Annotated in this window: 16 protein-coding genes and 1 pseudogene; 10 read left to right on the top strand and 7 right to left on the bottom strand. The window is 68.4% G+C overall.

The genetic code is table 11. From position 1 onward, the window contains the following. Positions 1 to 151 precede the first annotated feature (151 nt). The 4 genes and pseudogenes from QH270_RS32625 to QH270_RS32610 all read left to right on the top strand — a co-directional run. Positions 152 to 1132, top strand: a pseudogene (locus QH270_RS32625) (acyl-CoA dehydrogenase family protein); the annotation flags it as partial. 164 nt (positions 1133 to 1296) lie between these two features. Beyond that, positions 1297 to 1749, top strand: coding sequence for a MarR family winged helix-turn-helix transcriptional regulator (locus QH270_RS32620; protein WP_280348479.1), 453 nt, complete (start codon positions 1297 to 1299; stop codon positions 1747 to 1749). Between the two features lie 23 nt (positions 1750 to 1772). After that, positions 1773 to 3020, top strand: a complete 1248-nt coding sequence (locus tag QH270_RS32615; protein ID WP_280348483.1) for an MFS transporter — start codon at positions 1773 to 1775, stop codon at positions 3018 to 3020. Positions 3021 to 3110: 90 nt separating this feature from the next. Continuing rightward, positions 3111 to 3860: a DUF427 domain-containing protein gene (locus QH270_RS32610; RefSeq protein WP_280348477.1), complete on the top strand. Its 750-nt coding sequence runs from the start codon at positions 3111 to 3113 to the stop codon at positions 3858 to 3860. Here the strand turns inward: QH270_RS32610 and QH270_RS32605 are convergent, their stop codons facing one another. Together QH270_RS32605 and QH270_RS32600 are read right to left on the bottom strand one after the other, a co-directional pair. After that, positions 3861 to 4193, bottom strand: a complete 333-nt coding sequence (locus QH270_RS32605; RefSeq protein ID WP_280348475.1) for a hypothetical protein — start codon at positions 4191 to 4193, stop codon at positions 3861 to 3863. A 2-nt stretch (positions 4194 to 4195) separates the two neighbouring features. Continuing rightward, entirely contained in the window at positions 4196 to 5371 is a 1176-nt protein-coding gene (locus QH270_RS32600) for a Rieske 2Fe-2S domain-containing protein (protein ID WP_280348473.1), read from the bottom strand. A 194-nt stretch (positions 5372 to 5565) separates the two neighbouring features. Between QH270_RS32600 and hsaA the strand changes: the two genes are divergently transcribed. From hsaA to hsaB, 4 genes are read left to right on the top strand one after another with little or no spacing between them, the layout of a single operon-like run. Next, positions 5566 to 6729: a 3-hydroxy-9,10-secoandrosta-1,3,5(10)-triene-9,17-dione monooxygenase oxygenase subunit gene (gene hsaA, locus QH270_RS32595; protein ID WP_280348471.1), complete on the top strand. Its 1164-nt coding sequence runs from the start codon at positions 5566 to 5568 to the stop codon at positions 6727 to 6729. Between the two features lie 3 nt (positions 6730 to 6732). Further along, positions 6733 to 7605: a 4,5:9,10-diseco-3-hydroxy-5,9,17-trioxoandrosta-1(10),2-diene-4-oate hydrolase gene (hsaD, locus tag QH270_RS32590; protein WP_280348469.1), complete on the top strand. Its 873-nt coding sequence runs from the start codon at positions 6733 to 6735 to the stop codon at positions 7603 to 7605. Next, positions 7602 to 8507 carry an iron-dependent extradiol dioxygenase HsaC gene (gene hsaC / locus QH270_RS32585; protein WP_280307448.1) on the top strand — a complete coding sequence of 302 codons (906 nt, stop codon included), beginning with the start codon at positions 7602 to 7604 and terminating at the stop codon, positions 8505 to 8507. The genes hsaD and hsaC overlap by 4 nt, the downstream gene beginning before the upstream one ends. A 3-nt stretch (positions 8508 to 8510) precedes the next feature. Further along, positions 8511 to 9101 carry a 3-hydroxy-9,10-secoandrosta-1,3,5(10)-triene-9,17-dione monooxygenase reductase subunit gene (gene hsaB, locus QH270_RS32580; RefSeq protein ID WP_280348467.1) on the top strand — a complete coding sequence of 197 codons (591 nt, stop codon included), beginning with the start codon at positions 8511 to 8513 and terminating at the stop codon, positions 9099 to 9101. Positions 9102 to 9226: 125 nt separating this feature from the next. Here hsaB and QH270_RS32575 read toward each other — a convergent pair whose 3' ends face one another. After that, entirely contained in the window at positions 9227 to 10426 is a 1200-nt protein-coding gene (locus QH270_RS32575) for a saccharopine dehydrogenase family protein (protein ID WP_280348465.1), read from the bottom strand. Between the two features lie 32 nt (positions 10427 to 10458). Between QH270_RS32575 and QH270_RS32570 the strand changes: the two genes are divergently transcribed. Both QH270_RS32570 and QH270_RS32565 read left to right on the top strand, forming a co-directional pair. Beyond that, on the top strand, positions 10459 to 11058 hold the full coding sequence (locus QH270_RS32570) for a TetR/AcrR family transcriptional regulator (protein WP_280348463.1): 600 nt from the start codon (positions 10459 to 10461) through the stop codon (positions 11056 to 11058). Between the two features lie 102 nt (positions 11059 to 11160). Beyond that, the gene (locus QH270_RS32565; protein ID WP_280348462.1) at positions 11161 to 11709 is read left to right on the top strand and encodes a YdeI/OmpD-associated family protein; all 549 of its coding nucleotides are present in this window, start codon (positions 11161 to 11163) and stop codon (positions 11707 to 11709) included. A 112-nt stretch (positions 11710 to 11821) separates the two neighbouring features. Here the strand turns inward: QH270_RS32565 and QH270_RS32560 are convergent, their stop codons facing one another. The 4 genes from QH270_RS32560 to dmpG form a co-directional block, all read right to left on the bottom strand. After that, positions 11822 to 12670 (bottom strand): GNAT family N-acetyltransferase, encoded by an 849-nt coding sequence (locus QH270_RS32560; protein ID WP_280348460.1) that lies wholly within the window; start codon positions 12668 to 12670, stop codon positions 11822 to 11824. 78 nt (positions 12671 to 12748) lie between these two features. Further along, complete coding sequence (locus QH270_RS32555; RefSeq protein ID WP_280348481.1) at positions 12749 to 13000, bottom strand: helix-turn-helix domain-containing protein; 252 nt, start codon at positions 12998 to 13000, stop codon at positions 12749 to 12751. Between the two features lie 28 nt (positions 13001 to 13028). Beyond that, the gene (locus tag QH270_RS32550) at positions 13029 to 13388 is read right to left on the bottom strand and encodes a type II toxin-antitoxin system RelE/ParE family toxin (RefSeq protein WP_280348459.1); all 360 of its coding nucleotides are present in this window, start codon (positions 13386 to 13388) and stop codon (positions 13029 to 13031) included. 139 nt (positions 13389 to 13527) lie between these two features. Then, on the bottom strand, positions 13528 to 14486 hold a 959-nt coding region (gene dmpG, locus QH270_RS32545), incomplete at its 5' end, for a 4-hydroxy-2-oxovalerate aldolase (RefSeq protein ID WP_280348457.1).

Below are 14486 nucleotides of genomic sequence, written 5' to 3'. Positions count from 1 at the left end.
TCCCCCACCAGCACCGAGACTCCCGCACTGACCGCGTGGTCGAGCGCGACGGTCCACGCCGCCGGGACCAGCCGGGGGGGCGCGCCCGCCCCCCCGGGCGCGGCCCCCCGAAAAACCACCCCCCCCGCCCGCGACCCCCCCCCCCACGCCCGCCGCACTCCGCACCGCCATGGACACCGAGCTCGGGTACGACCCGAAGCTGTGGACCATGCTGTGCGAGCAGGTGGGCGTGGCCGCGTTGGCGGTGCCGGAGGAATGGGGCGGTGTCGGCGCCGGTCTGGTCGAATCACTGATGGTGGTCGGCGAATTGGGCCGCACGCTGGCCGGTGTGCCGATGCTCGGCTCGGCGGTACTCGGCGTGCAGGCGCTGCTGCTCTCGGGTGACGAGCAAGCCTGCGGACGTCTGTTGCCCGACCTGGCCGAGGGATCGCGAACAGCGGCACTGTGCTGGGCCGATGCCGGCGGGTGGGACGTTTCCGGCGTCCGTTCCGCTGACGGAAAGCTCGACGGCACAGCGCATTACGTGCTGCACGGGGCGCAGGCGGACCTGCTGCTCGTGCTCACCGACGACGGTCTGTTCGAGACGACACCCGAGGCGGCGGGCGTCACAGTGACGCCCACTCCCGCGCTGGATCCCACCCGCAAGCTGGCCTCGATCACCTTCGCCGGCGCCCCCGCCACCCGGATCGGCACGGGCGACCCGGCCGCGCTGCGCACCCGGCTGCGCGAGATCGCCTGGGCGGCTGTGGCCGCCGAGCAGGTCGGCGCGGCCAGGCACTGCCTGGACATGACGGTCGACTACACGGCCTCGCGCGTGCAGTTCGGCAGGCCGATCGGCAGCTTCCAGGCGCTCAAGCACCGGATGGCCGACATGTACGTGCTGGTGGAGTCGGCGGAGTCGACGGCGCTGGCGGCGGCACAGGCCCTCGCCGAGGACAGCGCGACCGTGGCCGAGGACGTCTACGTGGCTCGCAAGCATTGCACGGAGACGTTCTCGCATGTCGCCGCGGAGACCATCCAGCTGCACGGCGGCATCGCCATCACCTGGGAACACGACGCGCACCTGTACTTCAAGCGCGCCCATGCCACGGCCGAGCTCTTCGGCACCGGACGTCGACCGGTCGCCGCCTAGGCGATCGTCGGCCACAACCATCCGGCCCGCGCGAACCACCGAGCCACTCCGGAAGACCCCAGTCGCGAGACCAGCGACTGGGGTTTTCGCGTGTGCGCCGTTTCACCGGCCACAGACCACAACCGGCTGGATTTAGATAGTTAGCTTATGCAATAATATGGAGCGTGCAGCAGACAGAGCAGCCCTCCCCGGACGACATCGTGGTCGATCTCCTGGTGACTGCCGGTCGGCTCACCCGGCTCGCCGGGGCGATCAGTGATGACGACCTGCCCCGCGCGGTGCTGCGCGCCCTCGCCGTACTCGACGAGCACGGCGGCGTGCGGGTCAGCGAGTTCGCCCGGCTCGATCGATGTTCCCAACCGGCGGCAACGGCGCTGATCGGCCGACTCGTCGCCGACGGACTCGCCTCCCGCACGAAGGACCCGCAGGACGCCAGGGCGGTTCTCGTCGAACTGACCCCGGCGGGCCGAACCCGCCTCACCCAGGCCAGGCGCTCCTTCGCGGCCGCCGTGGCCCCCGGACTCGCCGATTTCGACCTCGATCGGCTGATCCGGCTCGACACCGACATGAACGACCTGCTGACAGCCCTGCGTGCGGTTGCCCGCGGTCACCAGTGAAGCAATCAGGAGCGCCAGTGAGCATCCCCGAGTTGACTCGCGCCGACGACGACACCGCCGCCGCGGCCACCCCGACCGGACAACCCAAGGCCGTGTGGGCCGTCGCCTTCGCGAGTGTCATCGCGTTCATGGGCATCGGCCTGGTCGACCCCATTCTCAAGCCGATCGGTGAACAGCTGCACGCGAGCCCCTCGCAGGTCTCGCTGCTGTTCACCAGCTACATGGCCGTCACCGGCGTCGCCATGCTGGTCACCGGCGTGATCTCCAGCCGCTTCGGCGCGAAGAAGACGCTGCTGTCCGGCCTGGCGATCATCATCGTGTTCGCCGCGCTGGCGGGTAGTTCGAGCACGATCGGCGAGATCATCGGCTTCCGCGCGGGCTGGGGCCTCGGCAACGCCCTGTTCATCGCGACGGCGCTGGCCACCATCGTCGGCGCGGCCAGCGGTGGCGTGGCCAAGGCGATCATCCTCTACGAGGCGGCGCTCGGTATCGGCATCGCGACCGGTCCGCTGCTGGGCGGCCTGCTCGGCGGAATCAGCTGGCGCGGACCGTTCTTCGGTGTGTCGGTGCTGATGACCATCGCGCTCGTCGCGATCGTCGTGCTGCTGCCCGAGATGCCGAAACCCGCCGAGCCGACCTCGATCACCGCGCCGTTCAAGGCCTTGCGGCACAGGGGCTTGCTGACCGTCAGCATCACCGCCCTGCTCTACAACTTCGGCTTCTTCACCCTGCTCGCCTACACCCCGTTCCCGCTGGACATGGGCACCTACGCGATCGGCTTCATCTTCTGCGGCTGGGGCATCCTGCTGGCGGTGGCCTCGGTGTTCTTCGCACCGAAGTTGCAGGCGCGCTTCGGCACCCTGCCGATGATGGCGCTCTCGCTGACCCTGTTCGCCGCCGACCTGGCCGTGATGGGCCTGTTCGCCGAGCACAAGATCGTGCTGATCGTCGGCGTCGTGGTCGCGGGCCTGTTCCTCGGCGTGAACAACACCCTGATCACCGAGGCCGTGATGATCTCGGCGCCGGTCGAGCGCTCCACCGCCTCGGCGGCCTACAGCTTCGTCCGGTTCGCCGGCGGCGCCGCCGCGCCGTGGGTGGCGGGCAAGCTCGGTGAGCACAGCGTCTCGCTGCCGTTCTGGCTCGGCGCCGCGTTCACCGCCGCCGGGGTCGCGGTGCTGCTGCTCGGCCGCGGCGCCCTGGCCCACATCGACGACCACGATCCGGCGCCGCACAGCGTCGAGGAAGCCCAGGCCCTCACCGTCGGCGACTGAACCGGCGCGCCGACCCGCTCCCGCTGCCACGAGCAGCGGGAGCGTTTTTCGTCGGCGTCGATGTCACCCGTCCGGCGTAGCGTCGAGACCATGAGCGACGACAAGCGCGGACGGGTCAGGACCGAGCGGGGCCAGAAGCGGGTGCGCGCCTATCTCGGCGGCAGGCTGGTGGCCGATACGCTGCGGCCGCTGCTGGTCTGGGAGATTCCCTACTATCCGACCTACTACGTTCCGCTGACCGATGTTCGGGCGGATCTGGAACCCAACGGAGCCGACGCGCACTCCCCCAGCCGCGGCGAGGGCACGGGTTACGACGTGGTCGTCGACGGAGTGCGAGCCGACGGCTCCGCGCTGCGCTACCCGGACTCGCCGCTGGCGGATCTGAAAGACGCTGTGCGCCTGGACTTCGACACCTTCGACTGGTTCGAGGAGGACGAACCGATCTTCGTCCACCCCCGCGATCCGTATGCGCGGGTCGACATCCTCGGCAGCTCGCGGAACGTGCGGGTCGAGATCGACGGTGTCACCGTCGCCGACTCGTCCTCGCCGCGCATCCTGTTCGAAACCGGTTTGCCCGCACGGTATTACCTGCCGCTGCCCGATGTCCGGATGGATCTGCTCACCCCGTCCGACACGCACACCAGCTGCCCGTACAAGGGCACCGCCGACTACTGGAACGTGCGGGTCGACGACAAGGAATACCGCGACATCGTCTGGATCTACCGCACGCCGCTGCCGGAGAGTCAGAAGATCGCGGGCCTGGCCTGCTTCTACAACGAGAAGGTCGACATCTATCTCGACGGCGTCCGCCAGGACCGCCCCGACTCTCCGTTCAGCTGACTACTCCAGCACCTCGATGACGCCCTCGTCGACCGCCCACTTGATCGACTTCTCCAGCGAGGGGCACGAATCCGGCCGCCCCGGCCGCGGGCCCTTCGCGTTGAGCGCGGCGAAGACCGGGCAGTGCGTCTCGGGCGGTTCGGTCCACTGCACCGAGGTCTGGTGCGCGCTGGACTTGCGCACCAGCACCTCCGACGAGCAGGCCTGACACCGCAGCGGTGTCAGGCCCTCGTCCAGATAACGCTGCTTGTCGACCGTGGTCTGGGCCCGCACCGCGGCCTGCCGCGCGGGCTGATCGGCGAAGTCGGGTGCTTTGGCCCAGGTGGCAGACATGGCTACACGCCCGCTTCCTCGGACTCGGCCCGGCGGCGCAGGTTCTCCGCCACCTCGGCCTCCCACGCCTCGTTCGCCTTGGTCGTGTCGACCTCGAACTCGAAGCGCTGCGTCATCTTGTCGGTGACATCGGCGACGTCCACGTAGAACTGGTCGTACCAGCGGCGCAGCTGGTAGACCGGGCCGTCCTCCTCGCACAGCAGCGGATTCTCGACCTTGGACTTGTGCTTCCAGATCTCCACGTCCTGCAGGAAGCCGTCACCGAAGAAGGTGGTCATCGTCTGCGCCAGCTTGGTGGCGGTCTCGTCGTCGATGCCCTTGGGCTTCTCGACGGTCAGGCCCCACTGCAGCACGAACGAGTCCTGGGTGACCGGGTAGTGGCAGTTGATCAGCACGACCTTCATCTCGTATCCGCTGTAGATGTTGATCAGCGGGTTGATCATGTAGGACGGGCCGAAGTAGGACGCCTCCGACTTCAGCAGCGTCTCACCGCCGTGCTTGGCCGCCATGCCCACGTCCGGGCGACCCTTGGTCTCCAGGAACTGGGTCGCCACGTGGCCCTCGAAGACGTTCTTGAAGTACGTCGGGAAGGCGTAGTGGATGTAGAAGAAGTGCGCCATGTCCACGACGTTGTCGATGATCTCGCGGCAGTTGGCGCCCTCGATCAACAGCGAGTTCCACGTCCAGTCGGTCCAGCCGCTGTCGTGGGTCTCGGTCGGGTTGCCGTCCGCGTCGGTGTACACGCCCTCGATGTGCGGGATCGTGACCTCGGGCGGCGGCTGGTTGCCCTCGTGGTCGTGCCAGATGAACAACTGGCCGTTGCGCTCGAGCGTCGTCCACTTCCTGGTGCGGGCCAGGGGCGGCACGCGGCGGCCGTAGGGGATCGACGTGCACTTGCCGCTGGCGCCCCAGCGCCAGTCGTGGAACGGGCAGGCGATGTCGTCGCCCTTCACCGTGCCCATGCTCAGGTCGCCGCCCATATGCCTGCAATAGGCGTCGAGCACGCGGATCTCGTCGTTGGTGTCGGTCCAGACCACGAGCTTGGTCCCGAAGACCTCGACCGCGTGCGGCTTACCGTCGCGGAACGTCTTCGCGAGGCCGACACAGTGCCAGCCACGCGCAAACCTTGTCGGCGTGGTGCCGACATCGAGTTCCCTCACCTTGGGGTTGACTGCCATCCCGAACCCTCCTTGTTCACTAGAACACGTTACAAAACGAGGGCGCTTCACGCCAGCTGTCCAGCGAACTTCGCTCCACGCCTCTGTTATATCCGAGGTAGGCCCGCCTTCTCGACAGAAATGAGAACCTGTTCTAATCTCAGAGTCGAACAAGAACCGGTTGTCGATCCGACAAGGCAGGAGCGGGCTCCGAAATGACGCAAGAAGTGACCGAACGGGTCGAGGCACTGCTGCCGACACTGCGTGAACGTGCGCAGGAGGCCGAGGACCTGCGCCGCATTCCCGACGAATCCATGAAGGCGCTGCAGGAGACCGGCTTCTTCAAGCTGGTCCAGCCCAAGCAGTGGGGCGGCCACGCCGCCGACCCGGTCGTCTTCTACGACACCGTGCGCAAGATCGCCAGCGCCTGCGGTTCCACCGGCTGGGTGGCAGGCATCATCGGCATCCACAACTGGCACCTCGCGCTGTTCGACCAGCAGGCCCAGGAGGATGTCTGGGGCGAGGACACCGATGTGCGGATCTCGTCCTCCTACGCCCCGATGGGCGCCGGCCAGGCCGTCGACGGCGGCTACATCGTGCGCGGCTCGTGGGCCTGGTCCTCGGGTTCGGACCACGCCACCTGGGCGGTCCTCGGCGGTCCGGTGATCAAGAACGGCAAGCCGGTCGACTTCGGCTCGTTCCTGATCCCGCGCTCGGACTACCGCATCGACGACGTCTGGAACGTGGTCGGCCTGCGCGGCACCGGCTCCAACACCGTCGTGGTCGAGGACGTCTTCGTGCCCACGCACCGGTTCCTCAGCTTCCGCGCGATGAGCGAGGGCCGCGCGCCCGGCCTCGAGCAGAACCCCGACGCGCTGTACAAGATGCCGTGGGGCACGATCCATCCCACCACCATCTCCACCCCGATCGTCGGCATGGGCTACGGCGCCTACGAAGCGCACGTCGAGCACCAGGGCAAGCGCGTGCGCGCGGCCTTCGCCGGCGAGAACGCCAAGGACGATCCGTTCGCCAAGGTGCGCGTGGCCGAGGCCGCCAGCGACATCGACGCCGCGTGGCGTCAGCTCTCGGGCAATGTGGCCGAGGAGTACGCGCTGTTGCAGGCGGGCCAGGAGGTGCCGTTCGATCTGCGCGTGCGCGCCCGTCGCGACCAGGTCCGCGCGACCGGCCGGGTGATCGCCTCGATCGACAAGCTCTTCGAGTCCTCCGGCGCCACCGCGCTGGCCAACGGCACGCCGCTGCAGCGCTTCTGGCGCGACGCGCACGCGGGCCGGGTGCACGCGGCCAACGATCCCGAGCGCGCCTACGTCATGTACGGCACGCACGAGTTCGGCCTGCCCGTCACCGACGCCATGGTGTAGCCGATGACCCAGACCGCTGAAATCACCTACGCATCGACCTCCCGCTACGCGCAGGTCACCCCCGAGCTGAAGCTGCACTACCACGAGGCGGGCGTCGGCAACGGTCCCACGATCGTGCTGCTGCACGGCGGCGGCCCCGGCGCCTCGGCGTGGTCGAACTTCGCCCGCAACATCCCGGTGCTGGCCGAGAACTTCCACGTGATCGCGCTCGATCAGCCCGGCTTCGGCAAGTCCGACAAGCCGGTCGATCACCCGCAGTACTTCGTGCACGCGTCCACCGCGCTGCTCGCGCTGCTGGACCACCTCGAGATCACCGATCGCGTGCACCTGCTGGGCAACTCGCTCGGCGGCGGCACCTCGGTGCGCTTCGCGCTGGACAACCCCAAGCGCGCGGGCAAGCTCGTGCTGATGGGCCCCGGCGGATTGAGCACCAATCTGTTCGCGCCCGACCCCACCGAGGGTGTCAAGCTGCTCTCGGCCTTCAGCTACTCGCCGACCAGGGAGAACCTGGAGAAGTTCCTGCGGATCATGGTCTTCGACCAGTCGTTGATCACCGAGGAACTCATCGACGAGCGCTTCGCCCTGGCGAGCACTCCCGAATCGCTGGCCGCGGTGCGCGCGATGGGCAAGTCCTTCGCCGGCGCCGACTTCGAGAAGGGCATGCTCTGGCGTGACGCGTACAAGCTGCGTCAGCCGGTGCTGCTCATCTGGGGTCGCGAGGATCGGGTCAACCCGCTCGACGGCGCGCTCGTCGCCACCAAGGTGATCCCCCGCGTGCAGCTGCACGTGTTCGGTGGCTGTGGCCACTGGGCGCAGCTGGAGAAGTTCGACGAATTCAACCGGCTCACGGTCGACTTCCTCGAGGAGAAGCAATGAGTATTCGTGCCCTCGGTTACATGCGCATCGAGGCCACCGACATGGCGGCCTGGCGCGAGTACGGCCTCAAGGTGCTCGGCATGATGGAGGGCACCGGGCTCAACCCGGACGCGCTCTACCTGCGCATGGACGATTTCGCCGCCCGCCTGGTGATCGTGCCCGGCGAGCAGGACCGCCTGCTGGTGTCGGGCTGGGAGGTCACCGACGCGCGTGGCCTGCAGCAGCTGCGCGAGACCCTGGACAAGGCCGGGGTCGACTACACCGAGGGCACCAAGGAAGAGCTGGGTGAGCGCCGCGTCGAGGGCATGATCCGGTTCCAGGACCCCTCGGGCAACACCCTCGAGGCGTTCTACGGCGCGCAGTACCTGGGCCGCCGCTTCGTGAGCCCGTACGGCCACAAGTTCGTCACCGCCGAACAGGGCCTCGGTCACGTGGTGCTGACCTGCACCGACGACGCCGCGGCGCAGGCGTTCTACCAGGACGTGCTCGGCTTCCGACTGCGCGATTCCATGCGGCTGCCACCCCAGATGGTCGGCCGTCCCGCCGACGGCGATCCGGCCTGGCTGCGCTTCTACGGCTGCAACCCGCGCCACCACGCGCTGGCGTTCCTGCCGCTGCCGAACCCGACCGGCATCGTGCACCTCATGGTCGAGGTGGAGAACTCCGACGACGTCGGCCTCTGCCTGGATCGCGCCCTGCGCAAGAAGGTGAAGATGTCGGCCACTCTCGGCAGGCACATCAACGACAAGATGCTGTCGTTCTACATGAAGACGCCGGGCGGATTCGACATCGAATTCGGCTGCGAGGGACTGGAAGTCGACGATGACGACTGGGTCGCGCGCGAATCGACCGCGGTCAGCCTGTGGGGCCACGACTTCACCGTCGGATTCAAGCAGGACTAGGGAATGGCGGCGACGGACATGACCGAACAGACACCGGCGATCGACGGCCGGCAATTCCGTAATGTGCTGGGGCAGTTCTGCACCGGCATCACCGTGATCACCGCGCTCGATCCCGAAGGGGAGCCGATCGGGTTCGCCTGTCAGTCCTTCGCCGCGCTGTCGCTCGATCCGCCGCTCGTGCTGTTCTGCCCCACCAAGGGGTCGCGCTCGTGGGCGGCGATCGAGGCGGCGGGCAAGTTCTGCGTGAACGTGCTCGCCGAGGAACAGCAGCCGACCTGCGCGCGCTTCGGCTCGCGTGAGGCCGACAAGTTCGCCGGAGTCCCCTGGCACACCTCGGATCTGGGTGTGCCCGTGCTCGACGATTCGCTGGCCACCATCGAATGCACGGTCGATTCCGTGGTCGACGGCGGTGACCACTACATCGTCATCGGCCGGGTCCAGTCGCTCGCGGAGTCGGCGACCACCAACGGCCGTCCGCTGCTGTTCTACCGAGGCCAGTACACCGGCATCGAGCCGGACAAGACCACGCCCGCCCCCTGGCGCGCGGACCTGGACCACTTCCTCACCACCACCAGCCTCGACACCTGGCTGTGAGTTTCGGGAGCCCCGTTCGTCCTCCGACGAGCGGGGCTTCCGCATGTCCACACCCTGTCGGCCGCTACACGCTGAGAGCCTGAGTCGTCACGGCGAGCTCGGGGAGGTCGGCAGGCCTCTGCGGCTCAGCGGGCGGCGATCAGGGCGGTGAGAAGCGCGGAAGACAGTGCTGCCGTGTTGGTTTCGGCGCTCGACCAGCTGCTGGTGGTGATCGTCATCGCGTCGGGGTCCGGGCCGCCGATGCAATGCGGGGCGAACGCGGTGAAGAAGGCGTCCGGGTCCAGGAGCGTCTCGGGGGCGTGGACGCCCGGCTTCGGATCGGCGGCCATGAGCAGGGCGCCGACGGCCAGTGGGACGCCGGTGTTCTCGGCCATCGACAGGCCGGGGACCTGGCACAGTGCGGTGGCCGCCGTAGCGGGCGCGCCGTCGCGGGTTCCGGTGGCCAGCGCGAACAGCGGCGGGAGCCCACCTGCCGCGACGAGGGTCGCCGGGTCGGCGGGGAGCAGGCGTTCTACGCGGGCGGCGAGGCGGGCCGCGCGGTCGAGAGACAGCAGGCGGCGATCGATGGACCAGCGCAGCGCACGCAGGGCAGCCGTGGTCGGGCGATCGGCGACGACCACCGAGGTCGCGGCACGCAGGCCGGAAAAGGCCAGCGGCAGGGTGATCGCCTCCGGGTGGCCGAAGCTGCGACCCGCACCGGCGCCGAGCCCGGGGTAGTCGAGCCGGAAGCGTTCCAGCGCAGGACGTTCGGTGCGCACGCCGCCGCGGGTGACCGGGATGGAGCCGCTGATCTGACGCATGCCGTGGACGACCGCGGCGGTCGGTCCCACGCTGTCCTCGGTGTGGGCCGAGTGGATGTTCCAGCCGGTGATCAGCGAGTCCACCCGATCGAGTTCGGTGCCCGCCCGCACCGCGAGCAGATTGGCGACGCCGGGGCTGGCGCCCATCCCGAGCAGCGCGGTGACGCCCGCCGCCTTCGCCCGCGCGTCCAGTTCGAGCATGTCGATGGTCGGTTGTGGGTCGTCGCAGATGTCGATGTAGTCGCAGCCCGCGTCGATGGCGGCGGCCAGCACCGGCGGGCCGAAGCGGAAATACGGGCCGACCGTGTTCACGACCAGATCGGCTTCGCGCAGTGCCCGCGTGAGCGCGGGACCATCGGTCACATCGAGGCCGCACGCGTCGACGCCCAGCTCCGCGGCGACCCTGCGCGCCGCTGCCGCGTCCCGATCGGCGATCGTCAGGGCGCTCACTCCGCTGTCGCCGCGCAGGACCCGCGCCGCGACCCGCCCCATCTCTCCTGCCCCGCCCAGAGCCAGAACTCGCATGACCGACCTCCCCGTCGAATATATTGACTATCATGACAGTAAATAAAGTCGGCCGCCCCAGCAAGGCCAAGGAGCGCGGCGCACAGATCCTGCGGGCCGCGCGGTCGGTGGTCGCGGCCGACGGGTTCGCGAATACGACACTGTCGCGCGTGGCCGCGGCGGCGGGCGTGCAGAGAACCCTGGTGCTGCACTATTTCGGGAGCAGGGACGGGCTCATGCGGGCGTTCGTCACCGATGCCGTTGCGGCCTACGGCGATGCGATGTTGCGCCTCGACGCCGACGAACCGATCGAGGACCGGGTGGCGCGGATGTTCGAGCCAGGGGCCTACACGAATCGTGACGACCTGGTGGTGTGGTGTGAGCTCGTCGCCCTTTCCGCACGCGAACCCGTAGTGCGAGAACGACTCACCGAGCTGTGGACACAGCGGTGGCTCCCCGCGCTGGAGAGACAGCTCGCCGACGCCTATCCCGGAGCGACATCAGCGCAGATCGCCGGCACCGCCTACGCGCTCGCGTGCCTGTTCGAGGCGCACTGGGCCTTCCACCTCCAGGGTGTCGACGGTCCCGAGCGAATCGAACAGGGACGGCGGGCCGCCCGCGCCCTTCTCGCCACGTTGGACGCCGCCCCGTAGGACCGCCACAGCGTCGACTCGCGCCGTTCGCCCACGCCTCGAGCTCGCATCGGCCGGAAAACTGCTCATTCGGTGAGCACTTTGCGGAGCAGGATGGTGTCCATGAACCAGATCGCCTTCATCACCTGCGCCGATGCCGCCGAATGGAACACCTGGCTTGAGGCGAATCACGCCACCGCCGACGAGGTCTGGGTCCGCATCGCCAAGAAGGGCGCCCCGGAACCCTCGGTGGCGATCACCGAGACCCTCGACGGCGCGCTCTGCTACGGGTGGATCGACAGCCATCGCCGCGGCCTCGACGCCCACCACTACCTGCAGCGCTACTCCCCTCGTCGCGCCCGCAGCCCATGGTCGCGAGTCAATGTCGAGAAGGCCGAAGCACTCATCGCGGCCGGGCGGATGCGGCCGGCGGGGTTCGTTGCCATCGAGGAGGCGGTGGCCGACGGGCGCTGGGCGGGCGCCTATGAACGGCAGCGCACGGCGGAAACCCCGCCCGACCTGCTCGCCGCGCTCGACGTCGCGCCCGAACGCCGGACCGCGTACGACGCTCTCAGCCGCTCCGAGCAATACCGGCTCTTCCTGCCGATCCTCAAGGCGACGAGTCCGGCGGCTCGCGCGAACCGGGTCGCTCAGGTCATCAGGGCCCTGTGAGGGCCCCCGCTCCCGCCGCGCACACATTGTGTGGCCGAGCCGGTGCCACCCGTAGAAGCCGCATCACAGCGTGCGACCACGTCGCGCGGCTGAGCCCGGCCGCCCCAGCGGATCACACCTCCTTGACCAGCACCGCACGGGTGTAGAGGAGCGAGAATCCCCGGCCCTGGACGTTGCGCTGCGATCTGGATCCCGGCTGAGTGGTGACGACCGCGAGATCGCAGCCGTCGGCCGCGGCTTCGGTCAGCCGTGTCGACAGCAGCGCGGTCTGGACTCCGTGCCGCCGATGCGCCACCAGTGTCGCGGCTCCCGCGAGCGCCGCGATACCGCCCGCGACACGCATGCTCGCCGCGCCCGCCGGTACACCGTCGCGGTAGGCGACATAGGTTCGGGTGTCGTTGCTGGAAGCCATGTCCCGCATCACCGCGGCGAGCGCTTCCCTGGGGAATTCCTCGTGCGAGGGGATGCCCTCGTCGTCGGGATGGGCGAAGCCGTCGACGGCGATATCGAGCCAGGTGTCGAAACCGTCCTCGTCCACCCGCCGCACCTCGACTCCGGCCGGTGCCGCCCAGACGCGTCCGGCCGGTTCCATCCCGAGCACGTCCTCGAACGACACCAACCGATATCCCCGCCCGGTCAACTCGGCACCGATCCGCGGATCCGCCAGATGCGCCAATTCGACCTGCACCGGCACCCCCACCGCCGCGTAGGCGGCCTCCACCGTCTCCCATTCCGCCGCCGAGGGCACACCATCGAACCCGATCCCGACGACCTTGTTCAACGGCGACCCCACCTCGGCGAAGCACGCGGCCCCACCACCGAACTCCCGAGCGAACGCCCCACCGGCCGGTACCCGCGCCCGCCCGGCCGCCACCGCCCCGACCATGGCGGCTGTCTCCATCCGCTCGATCCGAGCCGCCGACTCGACCCCACAGAACAACGCCCCACCGATTTCAGCCATGCCCCACTTATATCCCCCGTGTCCAGCGAATTTCATCCTGCGACATCAACGGCATTGCGAAACCGAGGATCATCCGGCTCACGCGACGCGCGGGCGCACCTGCACGACGAGGTCGGCGTCGAGGGCCCTGGCAAGGCGCTCGAGTACCGGCAGACTGGGAACCGTCCCGCCCGCCTCGAAGCGTGCGACCGCGGACTGAGTCATGCCCGCCGCATCGGCTAGAACGGACTGGCTCCAGCCGCGATCCTCTCGCATACCCCGAATAGTTCGGCCGAGCTCGAAGGCAAGCCGCGCGGCGTCATACGCCTCGGTCGCGCCAGGCTCCCTCATCCGCTGATCCCGCAGGTCAGCCCATTCGCTACGCTCCGCCACCGTTTCCCTCCTCCAGAACATGCCGCTCCGCATCGCAGCGCCGCATTGCTCCGCGCGCTCGAGCCACTTCACGCCGTTCCACCATTCGCGTCTTGACGAAAACCGTCAGCAAGACGATTCTGCGCCCTGGCGCGATCCAGTACGTCACGCGAACCGCGTCCGATCCCAGATAGAAACGCAACTCGCGAAGCTTCCGGTCGAGCTGCCGCGTATACGGTTCGCCCAACAGCGGTCCGATGTCCTGCAGCAAGTCGATGTAGAACGCGACATGAGCGAACATGTCCGTTGGAAGCTTCTCGAGCCATTCGCGCACCTCTGGTTCCAGTTCAACGCTACCCCAACCCATAGCGTTGATGCTATATCTATAGCCGGATGATCATGCCGAAATGGAATTACAGCAGCCGCCACGGCCTCCGGTGGCGCGTGTCCGGAAATGCGGAACGGCGTGACCCAGGTGGTTGGGGCACGCCGTTCGGAGGTGGGGGTCAGGCTGACGCGGTCGTGGCTTCGCGCTGGAGTTCGAGGGCGATGTCGATGAGCTGGTCTTCCTGGCCGCCGACGAGTTTGCGCCGGCCCGCGCGGACGAGCATTTCCGCGGCGGAGACGCCGTAGCGCTCGGCCTGGCGTTCGGCGTGGCGGAGGAAGCTGGAGTAGACGCCCGCGTAGCCCATCATCAAGGCCTGGCGGTCGAGGAGGCATTCGGTCGGCATGGCCGGGCGGACGACGTCCTCGGCGGCGTCGGTCACGGCGAAGAAGTCGACGCCGGTCTTGATGCCGAGCTTGTCGCAGACACCGATGAAGGCCTCGACCGGCAGGTTGCCCGCGCCCGCGCCGAAGCGGCGGGCTGAGCCGTCGATCTGAGTGGCGCCCGCGCGCACGGCGTAGACCGAATTCGCCACGGCCAGACCGAGATTCTCGTGACCGTGGAAACCGACCTGGGCGTCGTCACCGAGTTCGGCGACCAGGGCCGCGACACGGTCCGACACCTGTTCGAGGACGAGGGCGCCCGCGGAGTCGACGACGTAGACGCACTGGCAGCCCGCGTCGGCCATGATGCGGGCCTGCTTCGCCAGCTTCTCCGGCGTGGTGGAGTGGGCCATCATGAGGAAGCCGACGGTCTCCAGGCCGAGTTCGCGTGCGAGCCCGAAGTGCTGGATGGACACATCGGCCTCGGTGCAGTGTGTGGCGATGCGGCAGATGGACCCGCCGTTGTCCTGGGAGATCTTGATGTCTTCCTTGACGCCGACACCCGGCAGCATGAGGAAAGCGATCTTGGCCTGCTTGGCGGTCTCCGCGGCGACCTTGATCAGTTCCTGCTCAGGGGTTTTCGAGAACCCGTAGTTGAACGAGGAACCACCCAGTCCGTCACCGTGGGTCACCTCGATGACCGGGACACCCGAACCGTCAAGAGCGGCAACGATATTGCGCACCTCGTCCGCGGTGA

It is taken from the genome of Nocardia neocaledoniensis, from assembly GCF_029868625.1.
GTDB lineage: Bacteria > Actinomycetota > Actinomycetes > Mycobacteriales > Mycobacteriaceae > Nocardia > Nocardia neocaledoniensis_A.
The sequence above is the reverse complement of the archived record's forward strand: the minus strand, read 5'-3'. Positions and strand labels throughout refer to the sequence as shown.